This window comes from Eubacterium sp. OM08-24 (assembly GCF_003438075.1).
Classification (GTDB): Bacteria; Bacillota; Clostridia; order Oscillospirales; family Acutalibacteraceae; genus Ruminococcoides.
Genome location: NZ_QSTA01000006.1, coordinates 41,703 through 64,071, shown reverse-complemented (window position 1 = coordinate 64,071; position 22,369 = coordinate 41,703). Strand labels below are relative to the sequence as shown.

Below are 22,369 nucleotides of genomic sequence, written 5' to 3'. Positions count from 1 at the left end.
AATATATGGAGTAGGAATTTAACATGTTCTTAGTTTCTATTCCGCAAAAGATAAAAACCAAGGAGTGAAATTTATGTTAAGGAAAGCAAAACAGATTATTTCTATTATATTTTCTATAGCAATAGTATTTAGCATTTCTTCTGCAATACCTTTTTCTGCAAGTGTTTTGAATTATGTTGTGGAGGAGGGTTCAGAAGTTTTACCTGAGGATTATTCAAATATTTTGTCAAGTTATTCTCCTGAAGTTTTCGGTACTTCGAAAACTTCATTTGTAAATAAATTGTCAAATGGAAATTATCAAGTAGTAGTGTATAGCGATTTATTGTATATTATGACTTATAATTCAAAGTTTTCTTTGTTATCAACCCAAACTATTGAGCTTGAACTCCCATTATGGGGTGGATATTATTGCGGAGAGAATTATAATTATGTAGTTTGCGGTCAATCTTATGATACATCTTTGGACAAGGGGGGCGATGTATACAGAATTATTAAATACGATAAAAATTTTAAAAAAATAGTGGGGTTATCACTTAACGGAGCTGAAACTTATACAAGGAGACCTTTTGATTCTGGAAATGTTTCGATAGCGGAGAACGGCAATTCGCTTGTAGTATATACAAGTAGATTGCGTCTTGATGGGCATCAGTCAAATATGACAATAAAAGTTAATACAGATAATATGACTGAATATAGTTGTATGTCTGATTTTGGGGCTACAGAATATATGTATCCTTATAAACATGTGAGTCATTCGCTTAGGCAAATAGTTAAATTCGATGGTGATTATCCTGTTTATGTCGACTTAAGTGATGGATATCCTGAACGTTCAGTGTATTTGCAGTCTTACTATGGTTCTCAACCTTTATTGAAAATTTCGGGTGACATTGGTGATAATGTGACAAATGCAGAGGTATCAGGTATGGAAATTTCACCAACAAATTATCTCGTTGTGGGCTCTTCTATGAATAATGAAATGAACAATATTTTTCTATCAAGCTACAATAAGTCTTTAAATACTTCAGAATGTGAATGGCTGACTGCTTCTAGTACATTTTATGCAGAAGGCTATGGCAATCCTAAAATAGTTAAAATAAATGATGATAGATTTGCAGTTATGTGGTCAGCTTCAAAAGGACCTTCCGTTCAATATGTTATTGTAGATGGAAAAGGTGCTGTTATTAGCAATCTTAAGAACCTTAATTTTGCCTATTTGTCGGATTGTGAGCCGATTTATGATAATAACAGAATTATTCTTGTTAATATTTTTGATGGAAAGGTGAACTTTGACCTTATAAATGATTTGGCAACAGGCGGATCATATTATATTAATCATGATAACATAAAAAGCTCTGAAAACGCATGGAACGGAATATCTGATGTGTCTTGGTATTCTGATGGTAAAAAAAGTTTTGATATTACTACTTCTGAGCAGCTTTCAGGATTGGCTCAACTTGTAAACGAAGGAAATACATTTAAGAATAAAACGGTAAATCTTAAGAATGATATATATATTAATAAAAATGCTTTTTCTTATGTTAACAAATGGACACCAATTGGAAACACCGAGCAAAAATGTTTTGATGGCACATTCAATGGTAATGGATTCAGCATTTATAATATGTATGTGCCCGAGGAAAATTCAGGTGGCTTGTTTGGGTATATTGGCGAAAATGGTATAATTAAAGCACTTAACATATCGCAGGGTACATTTCAATACGGTGGATGTGTAGCCAATGATAATAAAGGGATAATTATGTTTTGCAACAGTAAATCTTTAGTTTATGGCTATGATTTGTTCTCAACAGGGGCTATTTGTAATAGAAACAGCAATTTAGTTTACGGATGCAAAAACTATGGCACAGTAGATGGAAGCGATACAGGAGGAATTGTAGGCAATAATAATACAGGAGGGACCATTAGTGCTTGTAATAATACAGGTATTGCTATGGCAACAGGTTCTGTAGGTGGAATTGCCGGGTATAATTATGCTTGGATATATGATTGTTATAATACCGGGCTGGTTACAGGTGGTTTTGGGTTGAATAAGGCATCTTGGGTTGCAGGAATTGTACCGGAAAATTATTCAAGATCAGATGAGGAAGGAATATCCAATTGTTATAATGTAGGTAGTATTTCGCAGGCTGATATTTTAAAAAGTGCAATATCTCGTGGTGAATTTAAAAATTGTTTTACAAATATTCAGCCCGGAGTTAACAATGGAAATGCAACAGTGTTATCTAACGCGGAACTTATTGACAGTTCATTTGTAGAAAAACTTAACAGCGACAGTAATTCTATTCTTCCCGGTTGGATAGAGGACAGTATAAAAATTAATAACGGTATGCCAATAACGATTGCTGACTATAATGCTTATGTCAGGACCTATAAAATGATTCCTGAAATGTGGGCAATCGGGGATATCAGTATGCTTAATGATATTAATAGTGAATGCGTTTATTCCTTTTGGCTATACTTTTGCGATGTAGTTCCTGAAGTTGAAGTGGAAAATTCTGACATTGCTGAGATTATAAGTGATATATCAATTAATGGCGGAAAAATTATTATAAAACCAAAAAGTAAAGGCACAACAAACATTATAATCAACTTTAAGGAAACCGAAAATAATTGCAGTTTTACATATAAGTTGCCTATTACAATTAATGGATATATTTCTATTGGGGATGTAAATACCGATAGTCAGGTAAATGCAAAAGACCGTATGACGCTCACACGCTATCTTGCAAAGTGGATAGGATATGAAAACATTGATATGACCGCCGCAGATGTAAACAATGATGGTGATGTAAACGCAAAGGATCGTATGATTCTTACTCGTCATATTGCAAAATGGCAAGGCTATGAAACTTTGCCGTATAGAATTTGATAGCATATAGATTATAAAAGCTAGAATTCTCTTCAAGTATTTTACAATATTTGTTTGAGTTTCTCTATAATCCTTTTGCGTTTCTTTTGAACAGCACTTTCTGTCATACCGAGCAGAAGTGCTGTTTTATTGTATGAAAGCTTTTCTGTTGTTTCAAATGTGTCAAAGTTGATTCCTGTTGTAAGTTCAAGCAATTTGCGCTCTATCGGGGATAGCGATTGAATAGCTTCTTTTATTTGTTTAGATTTGTAGTTGTTAAAGACAATATCCTCGGATGCGGTAATATCCTCTATTTCAAAAGATTCTCTGTTTCCAGAATATTTTGTTGCTAACGCTGCTTCTATATACTCAATGACAGTATTCTCGGAAAGATGTAATTGTTCGGATATTTCTTTTACTATTTTATCAAACGGCTTTTTATCTTTAGTTTTGAAGTATAATGATGTTACTTTACGGAGATTGTTATGTGCGTTTTTACTTTCAATTTTTGTAATACCGCAGTCTGTACGAACATATTCTAACCACGCTTTGTGAGTTTTATATTTCATAATTTGCAGAAGAGGGAGTTTTTCGTCTGCTGAATATCTTTGCAATTCGTCCCACAGTAGAGAAACAAAAATTTGTTTTAAATCAGGTAACCTGTATTCTTCAATATGGTTGCATTTTATAAACTCGGCAGCTTTTCTGTTAAGTATAGGCTCATAGAAATGCAGAAATTCATTAAAATATTTACTATCGTTTGTTTTCAGGTACTGTATAAAATAATCATTGAAATCATCAAGTCTATTTGGTTCGTAACCTAACTGATACATATGCAGGTTTTCATTTTGCATTTGCTCACCGCCTATTCTTTCATTGCTTCCTCGTAAATCTTTTCTAAATTCATTTCGTCTTCGTAGTTATTTTCAGCATAGTCAAAATCAAACTGTGCTCGCTCAAATTTCATATCGATAATCTTTTTAGCCTTGGATGATACAGCTTTACTGTATTTGCCGAGGCTTTTATTTTGGCGTATTGAGCTGTATCGCCTGTTCCAGAGAACATAATACGGACTGTCGGATTTTTTCTGCTTTTTCATTTTGCGCTTTGTAATTTCAGGGTGCTTTGCAACATAGAAACAAGGCACACCGTATTCCTTATTTACCGTACTGCAATAAAGCTGCTTGTGTGCTGTAGTCATAAGAAAATATTTGTTGCAGACTCCGCACTTCCATATGTAGTGACCTTGCGAAAGTGCCTCAAAAAACTCCGTCACAAAGAAATCCATCATTCTGCTGAAATACATTCGTCTTATAATTTTGTACTTACCATTTTCAATTTTTATCGTAGGAACAGCAGATTGAATCGGTTTAAGGTTGAATCCGTCCCTTATCATTGCCGCAGGATTGCTTGCTGCTAAGTTCATTTGTACTTCTTCGTTCTCGAAAAACTCACAAGTGAATTTAGCAATGTTATCTTTCTGTCGTGAATCTTCTTTTATAAAATTCTCTACATAGTTAATTATCATTGTGCCGAAGTTAGCGGTATCAACGCCGATATATGAATATGCTCTCAAAACATTTTCAGCGGTCTTTGATTTATTCTCTATTTCTTCAAGCCTTGCAATTTCGTTTCTTTCTGTTCTTCCGTAATTGATTTTTAGATGCTTCAAAAGATACTCGTAATCATCAAGTGCATCTTTACCAAACAATTTTGAAACAGTCGTTCTTGATTTTTCAATATCAAAATATTTAAAAGGCTCAAGTGATTGCATATAGTCAATCATTTTATTTATGTCAGCAAATATATCCATAAATAATTTTCTGCTGTAACCGTTTAATTTAAGCTCCTGCCAATGACGATTTATCTTACCGCTGTGAATCAGTAGATTGGTTGCGAACTCCTTTGGAAGATTGGCAATGCAGTTGCTTATATATCCAAGCGGTAGTTTCTCGTTGTTTAAAATTATATTCTTTTCATCAAAATCTACTGCGAAATAATCAATAGTTGTGATTTTATTTTCGTACCTTTCAATATAGCTCAATTCTCTCACCTCAAAAGTATTATATCACTGAACCGACAATATCACAATATACTAAGAAATAATTTTACTCTGTCACGGAAATTTCTGTGATTTTAAAAACTTTGACATTTATATATTAGAGGACAAAGGAGAGTGATGAAAATATGCTTGTAACCAGTGACAGGAGGATAGTTTAAATTTTCTATCAGGTGGTTCAATATTTCTATTACAACTAACAAGAGTTACATAACAAAACTCAAGTAAAGATATTATCAACTGCAGAGGAAGAAGAAGGGAGAAAAAATTTTTGAATGATACAACGGTACAGCACAAGGATTTCTTTATAGTCAGCAATAAAATATTTGATTTTAATTTGCCCGCAAATACAATTGCAGTTTATTGCTGTCTACTTATGTTCGCCGACAGAGAAAAGCTCAGTTGTTTTCCATCGCTGAGAATGATTTGCGAGAAGTGTCATCTGACAAAGAATACTGTAATCAAATGCTTGAGATCACTTGAAAAAATTGGGTTAGTCCAAGTGAAGTTAAGGAAGAGATGGAACAATTCTAACAGCAGTAATATGTACTACTTATTTGATCCTTCTGTTGTGAATTCATAGTGTAATAAAAAGTGACGATAGATACAACGAGAGTACCGTTTTCTTATTCATTTATCGTCGCAAGGCATTTGTTTCGCCGGCGTTGCCGATTTGTGCGATTATTTTGCAGAGGTGGAGGAAGTTATCCGACTGCAAGTAAAAATCGCAATTGGGGCGAATTTACGGCAGAATTGAAAGTTTATTTTCAGTAGCAGAGGTTGGGGCTAAATTTCCCGGACTTGTCAGGGGCAAGCAGAGCGCCCGGCTGTCCGCCAAAGGCATAAAGTCGGGCGGAAGCCCGGACCCACTTTAACACGGAGGTGTGTAAAAATAGAAACCCGTAAGAGAAATCAAATCTTAAGTATCAGATTAACTGATTCCGAAAAATCAGCAATCTATAAAAAATCAAAGAAAGCTAAGCTGACATTGACTGAATATATTTTGAAATCTTCATTACAAAGTGAAATCAAAGTAGTTGACTTGCAACCGTTACTTGTTGAACTGAAAAGGATTGGCAATAACCTGAATCAGATAACACGAAAGATAAACAGCGGTGCTTTTAATTCCTACAACTTTAGTGAAACGATTGCTATGCAGAGAAAAATCTATGACGCAATCATAAAACTTTCGGAGGATAAGTAATGGCGACCGTGACATACATTCGTGAGTCTAAGCAATCAATCAGTGCAATGAAAGGTGTAATTGATTACTGTTGTCAGGACAAAAAAGTTTACGATGAAATTTTAAATCAAAGACTTATCAGCGGAATTAACTGTGACGGTGAGAATGTTTTTTCAGAATTCCTTGCAACAAAGAAATCGTATAAAAAGACGGACTGTATGAATTTCTACCAGTATGTTCAATCTTTCTCGCCGGAAGAAAATATTACTCCGCAGAAAGCTCATGAGGTTGCATTAGAGTTTGCCGAGAAAGCGTGGACAGGATATGAAGTTTTGGTTGCAACACATTGTGATGCACAACACATCCACTCTCACTTTGTTATCAACTCTGTCAGCTTTGAGAATGGTAAAAAACTCCGTCAGAATCCAAACACACTCAAATCATTACGAGCATTGAGCGATGAAATTTTCAGACAGCATAGCCTTTCAACTCTTGAGGCTTACAGCAAGAACGGTATTAAAATCTCTACGAATACCGCACCGCAGTCAAAGGTCAGAACTGGAAATTCAAACTGATGAATGACATAGACAAAGCTATGAACATAAGCGGAAACAAGGAGGATTTCATAAACGCAATGTCAATTATGGGTTATTCGGTGACTTGGACTGATGGCAGGAAATACATCACCTATCAATGCCCGAACAAAATGAAGTGCAGAGATATTAAACTACACAACGATAAATATTTGAAAGGAAGTATGGAAAATGAATTCAGATACAGGCAAGAACAATATTTTGGAAAGCCTCAAGCAGAGAAACAGCAACTCACTGACAGCGATAGAGCTACTATCGGGAGAAACGAAAGTGATTTCGATTCCGTCACAGGTCAAGGAAGAAGAACTCACCCTGCTGAGAACGGCAATAACCTTTCAGCCGGAACTTTACAACCTGATTTCAAAAATCTCAACGGACGACCAGATTGTGGAATATCTGGAGAGAATTCTGGAAATCAACAAAGACAATATGGAATCAATCTCGAAAAATTGTCAGACGGAGCTGAAGAAAGTTTCGGTACAGACGCTGAAAGAAATCAGGTCTGTGCAAATGCAGATGACCGAGTCTATACAACAGGTTGGGAAGATTCAAGAAGGGTTTTTGAACAATACCTTGCAAAAAGGTCAGGAACTGGAATTAGCAATAGCTTCACAGGTGAAAAAGTCAACACTCCTGACAACTCTAAAATGGATAGCAATAACCATAATGTCCTCGGCGGTGTCAACTCTCTTGCTGAATCACTTTCTTGGATAATAGATGATGAATCTGAAGATGAAGAAGAACGCAGAAAACGGATTACAGCTGAGCAAAATGGAAGTGATATTGGTACTTTGCTTGGTCTTACCGCCGGATTGATTACAGGTGCAATATCAAAAGAAGAAAATATTGAATATGAAGATGAAGAAATTGATGACAGTCCGACTATGCAAATGTAGTTGGAGAAAGGAGCATTTAATGGAGAAAAACAATAATACATTTTCAGAAGAACATAACCTTACGAGCCTTGCTTTTAAACGCAGGCATATATGTAAAATGAATGTAGTTGAAATTGATAACACATCTTATTGTGTGCAGGATATATTTCCTATAGCGGACGAGCAAAAACATAATACCGTATCAGATAAAATAAAGTATCTTGTTTCAGGTGAAAAACCTGAATAAAAGTCTGGATATTCAAGCCGAATAGGAATATTGTGTAGTCGTAATCCTATTCGGTTTGATTTGATAGAGTTGATAACACTCGGAAAGGAATGAAATATGTTGAACACAAATTCAAACCAACAGTTAATTACAGCACTTTACTGCCGCCTTTCACAGGAAGATGAATTGCAGGGAGAGTCAAACAGCATAAGAAATCAGAAAGCACTTCTTGAAAAATATGCGTTGGATAACGGATTCCATAACTGCCGATTTTATATTGACGACGGTTATTCGGGGGTTGATTTCAATAGACCTGACTTCAACAGAATGATTGATGATATGAACAACGGCTTGATAGGTACAATAATAACAAAGGATTTGTCAAGACTTGGCAGAGATTATCTTAAAACAGGTACATATCTTGAAATCATATTTCCGCAGAATAATGTCAGATATATAGCGATTAATGACGGAGTCGATTCTGAAACAGACAGTAATGAGTTTATTGGAATAAGAAACTATTTCAATGATTACTATGCGCAAGACATCAGCAAGAAAATACGCTCGGTAAAAACTGCCGCAATGAACAGAGGTGAGCGAACCAACGGAAGCGTGCCTTACGGATATATGTTAAATCCCGACAATCCAAAGCAGTATCTGGTTAATCCGGAAACCGCACCGATAGTCAAAAGAATTTATGAGCTGTCAGCAGCAGGCTACGGAGTTGCAAAAATCCAAAAAATTCTTGAAGATGACAAGGCTATATCTCCTGCTATTTACCTGTTTCAGAAGTATGGAAGCTTAAGAGGTAAGCCTGATCCAAGCCGTCCGTATAACTGGCCGAAGCGTACAATCCGCAGAATGCTTAGCAATCCCGAATATCTGGGAGCAACCGTTTGCGGCAAGACTTATTCAAAATCGAATAAGCTGAAAAAACGAATATCTGTTCCAAGATCGGAATGGAAAATATTTGAGAATACACAGGAGCCTATAGTTGACAGAAAGCTCTGGGACATGGTTCAGAAAAAGTTTGACGGCAGAAAGAAAGCAAATAAAACAGGACTTACCGATAAGTATGCAGGATATCTGTACTGCGCTGAATGTGGTGCGAGGATGTATATCAACCGAGCAAAAAGCTTAAAGGAAACACAAGAATGTTATACTTGCGGAACTTATCAGACAAAGGGAAGTCATCATTGTTCATATCATTATATTCGTGCTGTAGTGCTTGATGAATTGGTACTCAACAGGCTGAGAGAAATTACTGCGTTCGCAAGAGAAAACCCTGCTGAGTTTTATGAAATAGCAAAATCAAAAGCAGAAAAAGAATCCAAAAAGCTTATAAAGATTTCAAAAGGCGAGATTACTGACGTACAGAAACGCATAACAGAGCTTGACGGAATTATAAGATGTCTGTATGAGGACAGAGTTGCAGGACGAATCACGCCGGAACGATTCGAACTTCTTGTATCGGGTTATGAGCAAGAGCAGGCAGAGCAAAAACAAAAGCTTGAAAATCTGAACAATGAGATCTCAATACAAGGTACTCGTGATAAGAAAATATCAGAATTTATAGAAAGTGCAAAAAAATATATTGATATCACGGAAGTAACACCTGAAATTTTGCATGCATTCATCAAGCGAATAAACATACGTGAAAGAGCAATTCCTCGGTCTCAGAAGTGCGGTAATCAGATTGATATTTACTATACCTTTGAAGCTGATGAGATGCTTTCAGTATAGTCAGAACCTCAATTAATAAGCGAACACCCGAGAAGAAAAATCTCGGGTGTTCAATAAGAATTTTTTATCCGATAAGCAACACTGCTTCATTGCTCTGTGTTTATAGAACTTAAAGCCAAGAGCAAACAGAAATTAAAGGAGTTGCAAACCGATATTGCAATGGAACTTACTCGTTCAAAGATTGAAGTTGACCGCCTAACTTTACGGCAGAAAGAAGGATTTTTGTCTGTAAATCCTATCGGAAGTAATCAGTTCGGAAGTTTATACGAGCGTGTTCTGCCTGCTTCATCTGTTGCAAATTTGTTTCCGTTTAATTTCAGTGGTAAGACAGATCCAAACGGCTTGTACATCGGCAGAGATAAATACGGCACTAATATCCTTGTTGACTTTGACAGGCGAACAGAGGACAAGACAACGAGCAACATCCTTATTCTTGGAAACTCAGGTCAGGGCAAAAGTTATCTTCTTAAATTGATTTTAACCAACATAAGAGAAAGCGGAAAGAAAATAATTTGCCTTGATCCCGAAGCGGAATATGAGGATCTGACAAATGCCCTTGGCGGTTGTTACATTGATTTTATGTCAGGCAAATACAAAATCAATCCCCTTGAGCCAAAAGCATGAAATGACGGTCAGGATGAGATCGATAAGGACGCACCGCCTGCATTTAACAAGGTAACACGACTTTCACAGCACATTGCGTTTTTGAAAGATTTTTTCAGAACCTACAAGGATTTCACGGACGCACAGCTTGATACAATTGAAATTCTGCTTATGAAGCTGTACGCACGATTCGGTATTACAGATACAACAAATTACAGCACAAAAAAGCCTACCGACTTTCCTGTTATGTCTGACTTTTATGACTTGTGTGAGGAAGAATATATGACCTACGACCACAAGCGAAAGTATCTTTATACAGAAGAAATCTTGCAGGAGGTTTGTCTGGGTATTCATAGTATGTGTGTAGGTTCAGAATCAAAGTATTTCAACGGTCACACCAACATTACCGACGACAGTTTCCTCTGTTTCGGTGTTAAGGGATTGCTTGATACTAATAAAAGACTCAAAGATGTTAAATATAATTATTGTTCGAAACCGAATAGGATGTAATTAAACGAGATGACCTTTATTGTTTATCTCGTTTTTATTTAGTGAAAAATATGTTTATATTTCAAAAACTATTTTAATTAACTAGTTTGCAAAAAAGTATTATTGATTTTCTTGACAACTTTGAATTTATACGCTAAAATTATATATAGAACATATGTTCTATGCGATCGATCAAAAATATTAATTATTTATATTAGGAGGAAAAAATTATTGAGTAAGCAAGCAATTTCTCTTTCATATTTATACGGTGGAAAGTGGATAGGTTTTAGTGATCAGACAAAATCTACTATGGACTGCTTAAAGATTAAAACAAGTTCAAATGAATCTTTTTATTTACAATATAGAACTTGGAATAAGGGAATGAATGGATATTATCCATATGTAAAAAGTACTGAAAACGATTATGCAGGTTCTTCAGGTAAGCCAATTCAACAACTTCAGATTCAAGCATACAGGAATGATGGTACGAAGTTAGTATCAGGTGTTGTTGTTATGTATAGAGCCTTTGTAGAAAATAAATGGCTACCATGGGTAAGTAATGCTGACCCTGAATGGATGGATAGTGTACAGAGTAAATATAATCTGGGTGGCACTTTAGATACCAGCAGCTCGTATGCCGGTATCTCCGGAAAGAATATTAGCGGAATAGAAATTCGTGTTTATAAAGAATCATCGTTAGGAAACTACTCTGGTGGTGAATCAAATCCTTCGCTAAGCTATATGGTTGGAAATGAATCTAATTGGAAGTCTTTTTCAAAAAGCACTTTGTCATCCAGAATAGATGGAGTAAAAATACAGACAGGCAGTAACAAGGATTATTATTTAACTTATCGAACATGGAATGAAGGACAGTCATCTTATTATCCTGCCGTAAATAGTACAGAAAATGATTATGCAGGTTCCCCTGGAAAAGCTATTCAGAGGTTAAGTATCAATGTATATAGAAATAATGGCACAAAACTTACTTCCGGAATTATTGTTATGTATAGAGTATATACTGATTCAAGGTGGCTGCCATGGGTAAGTAACGCTGATCCTGAATGGATGAGAAATGTAAAAACTAAATATAGTTTGAATGGTACTTTAGATACAGGTTCATCTTATGCCGGCATAGACGGTAAAAATATTGGTGGCGTTGAAATTCGTATTTTTGAAGAAGATTCGTTAAATGCGGGTTCAGGTAGTTTCGTTGGTTCTGAAGAATTAATAACAACCCAGTATATGGCAAATAGTACATCTAATTGGAAAAGTTTCAATCATAAAGTAATGGCTTCTCCTATTGACGGTATTAAAATTCAGACCAATTCAAATTCGGATTTTTATTTGCGTTACAAAACATGGAACGAAGGACAATCATACTATTATCCTGAAGTAACAAGTTTAGAAAATGATTACGCAGGTTATCCAAATAAACCAATTCAGGGACTGAGTATAAGTGCATATAGTAAGGATGGAACAAAGCTAACTGCCGGTGTTGTTGTAATGTATCGTGCTTATGTTGATGGAAGATGGTTGCCATGGGTTAGTAATGCTGATCCGGAGTGGATGCAGAATGTTCAAGAAAACTATAATTTAGGTGGAACATTGGATGTCAGTTCATCATATGCTGGAATTATCGGTAAAAATATAAGCGGTGTTGAAATCTATGTGTTTAATGGCAAATCCATCTCATCGTCAATCGGTAATTTATCCGGAGGCAAAGTAGCTTCAACACTTAGCTATATTGACGAAGATTCAAATTGGCATAGCTTTACTTCAATGGCAAGCTCCGTTCATATTAATGGTATAAAAATTAAAACCGATAAGTCTAAGCCATATTACCTTTTATACAGGACTTGGAATGAAGGAAGATCATACTATTATCCTTTTGTTAAAAGCAATGAAAATGACTATGCAGGATATCCGGGTGGCACTGTGCAGTTATTGAATATTCAAGTATATAGTAAAGAAGATGTAAAACTAACATCAGGTGTAGTTGTTATGTACAGAGTGCATGTAGACGGTAATTGGTTACCATGGGTAAGTAATGCTGATCCAAAGTGGATGCGCAGTGTACAGTCAAAGTATAATTTAGATGGTACTTTGGACACAGGTTGTTCCTATGCAGGTATTGACGGTAAAAATATTAACGGTGTGGAAATCCATATCTACGAGGAAAATGAAATTTATACTAAACCATCAACACCTACAGGTAATAGTAAAATAATTCAAGCTCCGTTTATTTCTCAGTTAGGCAAATATCCGACAGGATGCGAAAGTGTTACTACAGTTATGGCATTAAATCATGCAGGAATCAATATCTCAGTAGATACATTTATTGATAATTATCTTAACAGATCAGGCACACCTTTTGATCCCAATATTTCATTCGGAGGAAATCCCAGATCTACGAGTGGTTATGGATGTTATGCTCCGGTAATAAAAAAGGCTTTGGATAAAGTTTTATCCGGACAAAAATATACTGCAAAACAATTATATGGTGTTTCTCTGAAAAATTTATGCTCTAACTACATAGACAAAGGTATACCGGTAATTCTGTGGGCAACTATGTATATGAACACTCCATACATCAGCTCTACATGGACCTACAACGGAAAAACAATTAATTGGATTGCACCGGAACATTGTTTACTGTTGATTGGATATGATAGTACTCATTATATTTTTAATGACCCTCTAACTTCTCAATCACAAACGTACTATAGCAAATCTTCTGTTGAAACGGCGTATAAAGGATTAAATTTACAGGCAATTGTTCTTGAAAAAAAGGATACTGTTACGCCTACACCTACTCCAGCACCGGTTTATAAATATGGTGCAGTTAAAAATCCTGAAACTAAAGAAATATATCCAATTATGCTGTATGAAAATGGAAAAACCTATATTAAACCTGCTTATCAGTATGAAAATAAACCGGATGAGAAAAAACCAACAAGACTGCAAAAAAATACCTTTGATGTTGCAAAGTTTATTTCTGGATTAGAATTTGACGATAGTATGGTTGAAGCACAAAACCATCCAGCAATAGGCAATTTTTCAGCAATACTTATAGGTGGAATTACCTCTTTTGCAAATAGCTGGGAGACACTCTATATGGATGTTGAATATTATAAAGTTTCTTCTACGGGTCAAAAGCAAGCGGTAATTCGTTGTGGCGAATCTAAATATTGCAATTTCTTTAATAATTTAATATCACTTAAAAATCAATCTATGAGAGCTCTTTATGGCCGCTGGTCAGGAGCTAATATGTATTCTGCACAAGTATGGGAAAGTACTGTTAATGATTTTGCAAAAGGGCAGTATGCGAAATTTAAGGGAATAATACCAAATGATTCATATAAATATGATATTGAGTTTACATTTGATGAAAGACGAAAAGAGGATAAATATGTATCTCAAATTTTCTGTGGCAAAGATGGAAAAATGTATGAATATGCGACTATATATGATAGTGAAAAAATTGAAATTGTTGTTAAAGATTTTTGGGGTACAGAAATTGATCGTATAAATATTTTGCCTCAAATTAATCCTGTAAGTGAATTACCTCAAGATAAAGCAGCATTTTTTGAATTTGTAAAAGCATAAATATATTCACAACAGCCGAAGTAGAAAATACTTCGGCTGTAATTACAATATATAGATTTTAAAAACATAAAATTTAATAATCTACTCCCTCTTGCTTTATCATATTATCTTCAATTTTATAGTGTTTGGTAATTTCCATATTATCGGCAACCCATAGTGCTAAATCGCCCGAAGAAAGATCTGCATCGTCATCAAAAGCTCCGCATACGGAAAAGTCGTCATCACGGTAGCAATTAATAGCTTTGTAGGTTTTATCTATAATTACATAGGAATATTCTACCGCAATAATCTTTCCGTTCTTACCGTTATATTCACTGAAAGTAAAATCAGTTGCCCATTTTTTATCATTCCATGACTCTGGCATTGTAACATCCGGTGTACTTATACCGTCAACAAGTATATTAAAGTAATCCATAATGCTTTCAGGAGTTTCAAAAGTAACGTCCGGGAAACTGTCTATTACCTTCCCTATATTTATATATTCAATGTTATCGCAAATTAAATCTTTAATACCATCATATTTGCCACTAAATAAATCTTTATAAGCTTGTTTATATTTGTCATCTATTGGCATTAGTGATGGAATGATATAGTTATCTATACTTAATTTGTAGGGAGAAATATTTTCGCTGGCATTTGTTTTGTTTGCATCAGGACTAAAACAAGCAATAGATGTATAATTCTGAGCGTATAATTTCCAGTTTGAAGGAATATCAAGTGAAAAAGTTATATAATCACCTTCGCTGTTTTCCGTCACAGTTTTTGTTTCTATATCAGGCTTAATAATTGTATTGTTCTGCTGACAGCCTACAAGCAAAATCATAAGTACGATGGATATTATTGCTGATAAGATTTTGTATTTCATTTGTATGCTCCTATTCCTATTATATATTTTAACTGGAAATTATTTGAGATTTTTTGATTTTATGCATTTAATATTACTAAATTGTGATATTTATTATACTTCTTGTATTGCTTTTTGTAAAGTAATAATAAAAATAAATTTCAAACTTAATTAAAGTAATAAATGTAAGTATATCAGGACTTATGCAAAGTTATGTGGGATATGTTTGTTCTACGAAAGGTGGCATAAGATATGGATATACTTGAAGATTTATATTACGGAAACTTATTCCCTCACGAAAAATGTGCAAAGCTTGATGATGAGGTCAAGGAGCTATTGAAACTGCTCAACAGGAATGAAGAAAAGCTTGCGGCAGCCCTGACTGAGGCGCAGAAAGAAACCTTTGAAAAATACAAGGATTGTAATCGTGAAATTTCTGAAATCAGCGAACGAGAAATATTTCTGAACGGATTTCGACTGGGTGCAAGGATTATCATTGATGTAGTAAATAATTAAGAAAACGGATAGGCAGTTAATTTTTCCCATTGATTGCCTATCCGATTACTTTTTACAAATTTTACTCAATACAAATTATGTTCAATGCTTCCTCCTTGGGAATTTTATCCTCAAGATAATTGTCCCTTGCTGTTCTCGATTTTTCAAGCCAATCATAATATTCCTCAAAACTCAAAGGCTTTTCCACAGTATCAGGTGTGTTCAGTGTTCTTTCATAACGCTTATACATTTTGCCTCGCTGTGTGTCAAAAGTTTTCAGCACCTCATTTCTGTTTGCCAAGATTCGGTGCTTTAATTTCGGCGCAAATTCCTTGCAAGTTTTACCATTATTCAGAACTCTGTCGCAGTACAGGGTTTTCTTTTTTGTCTTTGGCACAAAGTATCTGCCACAAAGCTGACAGAGGCAGAGGCGGTATCCGTTCTCAACAAATAAATGTAACAGCAGAAAATAATACTCTGTCAGGTTACGGATATGGTACATCTGTCTGGATTTGTTATCCTCAAAATAAAATACGGTGGAAATCTGTACGCTGTTGTAATTGAAATCTTCGTTAACATCAATTTCTATTTGATTTGATAAATCGCTGAAAAAGTGCAAAACAAAAAACTGCACGGTTTTTATCTGGTCAAGATAGCTTGCATATTCACGCAGATAATGTTCAGTTCCGTCGTTCTCTCCTAAAAAATCCTCAATCATAAGTCTGTTCAAAAGACCGTAAAAAGTTCTATATTCCGCCAATGCCTTTTCTGCTTTTGCAGTTAACTTTTTAATCAGTGCAAATCTTTCTTCACTTTCATCAGGATATGTTCTGTAAACTTTTCTTATTTCATTTTGCAGTTCAGAATACTCTTCAAAATCTTCTTCTGAGAAACTAATCAACTCATTTTTGATAGTAGTATTTTCAATTGGAATCTTATTGTTATTTTCCTGCATATAGCCGGAAATATTTCCTTTGGAATCAATTTTTAATAATAAACCTTCGTGCTTTGCCATATACACCTCTGTCCTGAAGTGAAAATTATAAAAATCACTTCAATTCATTTTGTCATATATTTTTCTTGAAAAGTATGAGATTATTGTATCACACTGGTGAAAAAATTCCAACAGCTTTTGGATTACAACTGAATAACCATACCAAAGCTAAAATATTTTGAAATCATATGAGGTATGAGTAACAGGGAAATGAGAAAAATGATTAAGAATTTAAATTTGGAGTTGAGCAGTAAGGCAAGATTTGATTCAATCGACGGTGCAAGTCTTGTTGAAAAAGATTTGCCGAGAAAGAAGTTTATAATCAATTCACTTCTTGCAAGCGGTCTTTCGATTATAGCCGGCTCACCAAAGGTAGGTAAGTCGTGGCTTGTTCTTGACTGGTGCGTTCGGATTGCAAAAGGCAAAGATGTATGGAATCTGCATACCGACAGCGGTACAACTCTGTATCTGTCACTTGAAGATGATGAAAGCAGATTGCAGGACAGGCTGACAGCGATAACCGATGAAGTGCCGAGTGATGTTCATTTTGTTACGGATTGTTCAAAACTTGATGAAAGGTTGGAAGAACAGATTCAAACTTTTGTTGATGAGCATATGGATACTGTCTTGATAATCATTGACACGTTTCAACTTATCCGTTCTGCAAAAAATGACTCGAGCTATTCAAATGATTATCTTGAGGTACAGAAACTCAAAAAACTTGCTGATGAGTTGAAAATTGCTATTCTTCTGGTTCATCATTTAAGAAAGCAAGGCGACTCTGACCCAATCAATGAGATTTCAGGTACAAATGGTATAGCTGGCTGTGCCGATGCTCTATTTGTTTTGAAAAAAAGCAATCGCACGCAGGGCAACGCAACTTTATTTTGCACGGGAAGAGATATTGAGGACAGAGAAATTGAGCTTGCATTTTCAAAAGAGGATTGCACTTGGAAAATGACTGCAGACAGCGCAGAGAATCCGAATATGCTTTTGCCTGATGAAATGAACTTGCTCATTGAGATGATGAAAGCAGAAAAATATTTCAACGGAAGCAATGCGGAATTTCTTGAACGATATAATGCTTATTCAGGCAAAAATCTTTCTGCTCGTATTCTGAAAAGGATGATGAACAAGTGGAAGTATGACTTGAATGATAATCACGTTTATTTCAAATCGTATAAGGAAAATAACATCAGAAAGGTTGAAATCAAATATGATTTTGAGATTGATAATTCAGATAGCGAGTACGTTAGGTACGATAAGTACGATGAAAATATAGCCGTTTGATTTATCGTTTTTATCGTCCTTAATGCAGATGTTGAGCAGAATTTGGCGGTTTGTCCGACTTTCAAGAGAAAACGGATAAAGTACCCGACTTCAAGCAAAAATCAAAATTTGGGCGGTTTGTGAGCGAAAGTAATTCTATATAACGGATTATGAATTCAGCGTAAAGTTGGGGTTCACATTTTCACAGCTTTTAAGCTGTGGCAAGCAACGCATTCGGCTGGTCGCTGACCTGCCGAATGCAATATACGGGCAGAAGCCCGAACCCACTTTATTGGCAAAGGAGGAAACCTAAATGAAAGACAGAAAAATGAGCATAAGAATATCGGAATCCGATTTACAGAAGATTCACAATAAAGCAGACAAGGCAAATTTAACTTTAACCGAATATATAACGAAGGCTTGCCTCGGAAAACAAATCTTTGTTGTTGACGGACTTGATGAAATTATCCGTCAGCAAAAGGCTATCGGCAGAAACTTAAATCAAATTGCAACACTTTGCAATATGGGTAAAGTCATTTGCTTTAATCTTGCTGAACTTACAAATCAGTATGCAGAGATGAATAAACTACTTACCGATTTGCTTGACAGAAAGAGGTGGTCATAATAGCAACAGTAAAATTTATCGCAAGCAAACAAATGCAGTCACGGCAAGGGTTAGCTTCAATCCTTGCCTACTGCAAACAGGATAAGAAAACTTTGTACGATGGCAGAAAGCTGGTGAGCGGAGTGAATTGTGTAGCAGAGTCAGCGTTCAATGAAATGATGAATACTAAAATTCAATATAGAAAAACTGATGGCAGAATGTACTATCATTTGTTTCAGTCGTTCCACCCCGATGAACCTATAACACCCGAAACTGCTCACGAAATTGCTTTGAAGTTTGCACAAGAGCGATTCAAAGGTTATGAAGTTTTAGTTGCTACTCATATTGACAGAGAGCATATACATTCACACTTCATTTTAAATTCTGTCAGTGCTGAAACAGGATTGAAATATCATCCAGATAAAAATGAGATACAACGGTTGAGAGATTATTCTGACAACCTATGCAGAAAATACGGTTTATCAGTTGTAATTCCTAAGCAACCAAAAGTAAAACAGATGTCGGCAAGAGAATATCGTTCAGCAGACAAAGGTCAAAGCTGGAAGTTACAGCTTGCAATAGCTGTTGATGAAGCTATGAAATATGCAACCTCAAAGGAACATTTCATAAGCCTGATGGAGAACGAAGGCTATGAAGTTAAATGGACGGCAGAAAGAAAAAGCATTACCTACACTACACCAAATGGAATGAAGTGCAGGGATAATAAATTACACGAAGAAAAATATCTTAAGGAGAATATGGAAAATGAATTCAGAATACGGGAAGAAATCACCACAGGAATTAAAGGAACAAGCCAAAAAGCAAATGCAAATCGCCTCAAAAGCAGAACCCTGCGTAGCGGTTACGGAGCAGAACTGGAAAGCATTAATTTCAACTCAGACAGCACAGATAGATATGCTGAAATCAATACTGGACGAAATTTCAGAACTGACTACGAAAGAGGAAATACGGATATACCTTAACCGCCAGATGAATTCCTTGCAGAAGTCTATCGACAATTCCAATGCAATGGCGCAGACCTTCAAGAAGGAGCTTCAGGATATGACGAACAATTACGTCAGTCAGATAAACAATGCGGCGAAGAATGCTTCACAACAGGTTGGGAGCGCGAGCGAGAAATATTCATACAGTATCAGTCAGGCGGAGGAGAAACTGAATCATCATGTGAGGATACTGTTTTTCCTGGCTTTGATACCGACAGCTATTACAGCAATAACGGAAATGATATTGCATATCTGGTCGCAAATCTCACAAATATTTTAGACAGCAACCACCCTGTAGAGGACTGCACTACAATGAAAAAACCTCGTAAAGAGAGAAAGAACATACAAGAAAATCCACAAGGCGGATTTGGTATGAAGATGTAAAGAAAGGATTGCCATGAACGAAACTGAAAATAGAATAACACCAATCACAAGAAACGATATTGCGTTTAACCGCCGTCATCTGTACGAAAGCGATAAGGTTAAAATCGGCAAAAAGACATTTTTAGTCACATCGGTATTTCCTATCGGAACCGAGAACGGTGACAACCCAAGTGCCGATGAAAAAATTAAAAATTTACTTGAACGAAAAACGGGATAAATATTTTACTGGACATTCAAACCGAGTAGGAGTATTGTTGACTTGCAATCCTATTCGGTTTGATTCAACAGAGCCTGAACGGCTCGGAAAGGATGAAAAAATTATGAAATCAAACCAACAAAAGATTACCGCACTCTACTGCCGTCTTTCTCAGGAGGACGAGTTAGAGGGTGAATCAAACAGCATTAAAAATCAAAAAAGTATGCTCGAAAAATATGCCGCCGATAACGGCTTTGGCAACTGTCGGTTCTATATTGATGACGGTTACAGCGGAGTATCCTTTGAACGCCCTGACTTCAAGCGTATGATTGCCGATATGGAAAAAGGAGAAATTGGAACTGTTATCACAAAAGACCTTTCCCGACTCGGCAGAGATTACCTTAAAACCGGTACATATATTGAAATTATATTCCCTCAGAACGATGTGAGATATATTGCCGTAAATGACGGTGTTGATTCCGAAAAAGGCTGTAATGAATTTATCGGAATCCGTAATTACTTCAATGATTTCTTTGCTGCTGACACATCCAAAAAAATCAGGGCAGTCCAAAGAGCAAAGGCAGAGCGTGGTGAAAGGATAGGCTCTAAGCTTCCTTACGGATATATGAAATCCGAAGATAACAGGTTAGTACCCGATCCCGACACTGCTCCCGTGGTAAAACGAATCTTTGATATGTATGTCAACGGAGTGGGAACCCGTACGATTGCAATGACTCTTGAAAGAGATAAAATTATGTCGCCAAGCGCATATGCCTACTACAAATACGGCAGAAAAGAAAATGGCTTGAAGCTGAATAATCCCTATCTGTGGAGTGATGTTACACTCAGAGGAATGCTTGTAAACGAGGTATATATCGGCACAACGGCGAACTACAAAACCACCACCAAATCAAATAAGCTGAAAAAGCAAATTCACAACGACCGCAAGGATTGGCTGGTGTTTGAAAATACCCACGAGCCTATCGTTGATAAATCAACCTTTGAAATGGTGCAGAAGTGGTTTGCAGGAAGAAGAAAACCGAACAAATCAGGCAAGACAGATGTGTTTGCCGGGTTAGTTTATTGTGCTGATTGCAAAAGCAGAATGTATCTTCGCCGAGTGCTTAAGTACCCTAAAGAAAACAACTACCTTTGCAAAACCTATCAGCGATACGGCAATAATCACTGTACGGCACACAGAATCAGCGAACAGGATTTACACGCTGTGATACTTCAAAAGCTGAGAGAGGTAACCGCATATGTACGTGAGAATCCCGAAGAATTTTATGAAATAGCAAGCCGTAATGCAAGAGCCGAAGCCGAGCGTGAAATGAAAACTTATCTGAGAGAAAAAGAAGCGGCAGAGCAAAGAATAGCAGAGCTTGAAAGTATTATCCGTTGTCTGTACGAAGATCGAGTGCTCGGACGAATTTCTGTTGAACGCTACGAATCATTGTCAGCAGGATATGAAACCGAGCAGTTAGAACTGAAAACTAAGCTCAATGAGATGAACGCCTTTCTTGATGAGAATGAAAAGCGAGAGCAGCTGATTCAGGACTTTATTGAAAATGCAAAGAAGTACATTGACATTCAGGAACTGACGCCTGAAATTTTAAGAGCATTTATCAGCAGGATTGAGGTACACGAAAAGGCAAAATGGCATTCAACAGAATGCGGAAATGATATTGTGATTTACTTCACCGTTGAGCGCAAGGAACAGCTTAATATCCAGCATAAAGACATTAAAACTGCATAAATCAAGATTCCGAGGGGCGAAATTTCCCCTCGGTTGTAAAAGAAATATTTTCTTATAATAATGATATTACGCAGACGCTATGCTTTTTAATATCCTCTCATATATGAGCAACAAGCTCCTTGGAGAGGGAAACACAGTTGCATCAATAGACGAGCTCTATTTATTTTTATCCAACCTCACTGCAATTGAGTATATCCGCAATGCAATGAAACGTGTACGTAAGAAAGATTCAGCAGTAATTCTTGCCTCGCAAAATATCGACGATTTTCTGATTCCAAGCGTTAAGGAATTACCAAGCCGCTGTTTTCAATTCCGACTCATCATTTCCTGTTCTTCCCCGGTAATATCAATCCAAAGGACTTTGAAGATGCCCTAATGGTAGAACCAAATGAGTATGCCCTAATCAAATTCGGTGAGCGTGGCACTTGTCTGTATAGGTGTGGAAACGAAAGGTATCTGCTTCTTGTTCAGGCTCCTGAATACAAAGCCGAAATTTTCGGAAGTGCAGGTGGAAGATAAAATTTTGAATAGACAGAATTTTAAAATTGTGGTATGATAATTACAAAATAACAGGTTAATA

The 22,369-nt window shown here is 36.1% G+C and carries 17 protein-coding genes and 2 pseudogenes; 15 read left to right on the top strand and 4 right to left on the bottom strand.

Annotated features, from left to right (window positions below; translation table 11 throughout):
- The first annotated feature begins 73 nt into the window (after positions 1 to 73).
- Positions 74 to 2,887, top strand: a complete 2,814-nt coding sequence (locus tag DXC23_RS09355; protein WP_117705845.1) for a dockerin type I domain-containing protein — start codon at positions 74 to 76, stop codon at positions 2,885 to 2,887.
- Positions 2,888 to 2,928: 41 nt separating this feature from the next.
- Here the strand turns inward: DXC23_RS09355 and DXC23_RS09350 are convergent, their stop codons facing one another.
- Both DXC23_RS09350 and DXC23_RS12690 read right to left on the bottom strand, forming a co-directional pair.
- Positions 2,929 to 3,720: a sigma-70 family RNA polymerase sigma factor gene (locus tag DXC23_RS09350; protein WP_117705844.1), complete on the bottom strand. Its 792-nt coding sequence runs from the start codon at positions 3,718 to 3,720 to the stop codon at positions 2,929 to 2,931.
- 11 nt (positions 3,721 to 3,731) lie between these two features.
- Entirely contained in the window at positions 3,732 to 4,910 is a 1,179-nt protein-coding gene (locus DXC23_RS12690) for a DUF6076 domain-containing protein (RefSeq protein ID WP_242997472.1), read from the bottom strand.
- A 1,018-nt stretch (positions 4,911 to 5,928) separates the two neighbouring features.
- Between DXC23_RS12690 and mobC the strand changes: the two genes are divergently transcribed.
- The 7 genes and pseudogenes from mobC to DXC23_RS09305 all read left to right on the top strand — a co-directional run bounded on the left by mobC (position 5,929) and on the right by DXC23_RS09305 (position 14,243).
- A complete protein-coding gene (gene mobC, locus DXC23_RS12450; RefSeq protein WP_158552541.1) occupies positions 5,929 to 6,129 on the top strand; it encodes a plasmid mobilization relaxosome protein MobC in 201 nt (66 codons plus the stop codon).
- A complete protein-coding gene (locus DXC23_RS09330; RefSeq protein ID WP_117705841.1) occupies positions 6,129 to 6,683 on the top strand; it encodes a relaxase/mobilization nuclease domain-containing protein in 555 nt (184 codons plus the stop codon). Before mobC ends, DXC23_RS09330 begins: the two co-directional genes overlap by 1 nt.
- Entirely contained in the window at positions 6,683 to 7,597 is a 915-nt protein-coding gene (locus tag DXC23_RS09325; RefSeq protein WP_117705840.1) for a hypothetical protein, read from the top strand. Before DXC23_RS09330 ends, DXC23_RS09325 begins: the two co-directional genes overlap by 1 nt.
- Positions 7,598 to 7,616: 19 nt before the next feature.
- Complete coding sequence (locus tag DXC23_RS09320) at positions 7,617 to 7,823, top strand: hypothetical protein (protein ID WP_117705839.1); 207 nt, start codon at positions 7,617 to 7,619, stop codon at positions 7,821 to 7,823.
- Positions 7,824 to 7,919: 96 nt separating this feature from the next.
- Positions 7,920 to 9,545 carry a recombinase family protein gene (locus tag DXC23_RS09315; RefSeq protein WP_117705838.1) on the top strand — a complete coding sequence of 542 codons (1,626 nt, stop codon included), beginning with the start codon at positions 7,920 to 7,922 and terminating at the stop codon, positions 9,543 to 9,545.
- Between the two features lie 81 nt (positions 9,546 to 9,626).
- Positions 9,627 to 10,619, top strand: a pseudogene (locus tag DXC23_RS09310) (DUF87 domain-containing protein); the annotation flags it as partial.
- A gap of 249 nt (positions 10,620 to 10,868) precedes the next feature.
- Entirely contained in the window at positions 10,869 to 14,243 is a 3,375-nt protein-coding gene (locus DXC23_RS09305; protein ID WP_117705837.1) for a C39 family peptidase, read from the top strand.
- 73 nt (positions 14,244 to 14,316) lie between these two features.
- Here DXC23_RS09305 and DXC23_RS09300 read toward each other — a convergent pair whose 3' ends face one another.
- A complete protein-coding gene (locus tag DXC23_RS09300) occupies positions 14,317 to 15,108 on the bottom strand; it encodes a hypothetical protein (RefSeq protein WP_117705836.1) in 792 nt (263 codons plus the stop codon).
- A 231-nt stretch (positions 15,109 to 15,339) separates the two neighbouring features.
- Between DXC23_RS09300 and DXC23_RS09295 the strand changes: the two genes are divergently transcribed.
- Positions 15,340 to 15,603, top strand: coding sequence for a DUF6809 family protein (locus DXC23_RS09295; RefSeq protein ID WP_117705835.1), 264 nt, complete (start codon positions 15,340 to 15,342; stop codon positions 15,601 to 15,603).
- Positions 15,604 to 15,664: 61 nt separating this feature from the next.
- Here DXC23_RS09295 and DXC23_RS09290 read toward each other — a convergent pair whose 3' ends face one another.
- Positions 15,665 to 16,597 carry a DUF6076 domain-containing protein gene (locus DXC23_RS09290; RefSeq protein ID WP_117705834.1) on the bottom strand — a complete coding sequence of 311 codons (933 nt, stop codon included), beginning with the start codon at positions 16,595 to 16,597 and terminating at the stop codon, positions 15,665 to 15,667.
- A gap of 198 nt (positions 16,598 to 16,795) precedes the next feature.
- Here DXC23_RS09290 and DXC23_RS09285 point away from each other — a divergent pair, with 198 nt between their 5' ends.
- From DXC23_RS09285 to DXC23_RS09255, 6 genes and pseudogenes are all read left to right on the top strand, one after another.
- Positions 16,796 to 17,866 carry an AAA family ATPase gene (locus tag DXC23_RS09285; protein WP_117705871.1) on the top strand — a complete coding sequence of 357 codons (1,071 nt, stop codon included), beginning with the start codon at positions 16,796 to 16,798 and terminating at the stop codon, positions 17,864 to 17,866.
- A gap of 292 nt (positions 17,867 to 18,158) precedes the next feature.
- Positions 18,159 to 18,470, top strand: a complete 312-nt coding sequence (locus DXC23_RS09280; RefSeq protein WP_117705833.1) for a MobC family plasmid mobilization relaxosome protein — start codon at positions 18,159 to 18,161, stop codon at positions 18,468 to 18,470.
- A 32-nt stretch (positions 18,471 to 18,502) separates the two neighbouring features.
- Positions 18,503 to 19,432 carry a relaxase/mobilization nuclease domain-containing protein gene (locus DXC23_RS09275; RefSeq protein ID WP_147329136.1) on the top strand — a complete coding sequence of 310 codons (930 nt, stop codon included), beginning with the start codon at positions 18,503 to 18,505 and terminating at the stop codon, positions 19,430 to 19,432.
- Between the two features lie 418 nt (positions 19,433 to 19,850).
- Positions 19,851 to 20,054, top strand: coding sequence for a hypothetical protein (locus DXC23_RS09265; protein WP_117705830.1), 204 nt, complete (start codon positions 19,851 to 19,853; stop codon positions 20,052 to 20,054).
- 103 nt (positions 20,055 to 20,157) lie between these two features.
- Positions 20,158 to 21,789, top strand: coding sequence for a recombinase family protein (locus DXC23_RS09260; protein ID WP_242997470.1), 1,632 nt, complete (start codon positions 20,158 to 20,160; stop codon positions 21,787 to 21,789).
- A gap of 73 nt (positions 21,790 to 21,862) precedes the next feature.
- Positions 21,863 to 22,308, top strand: a pseudogene (locus DXC23_RS09255) (type VI secretion protein); the annotation flags it as partial.
- Positions 22,309 to 22,369 lie beyond the last annotated feature (61 nt).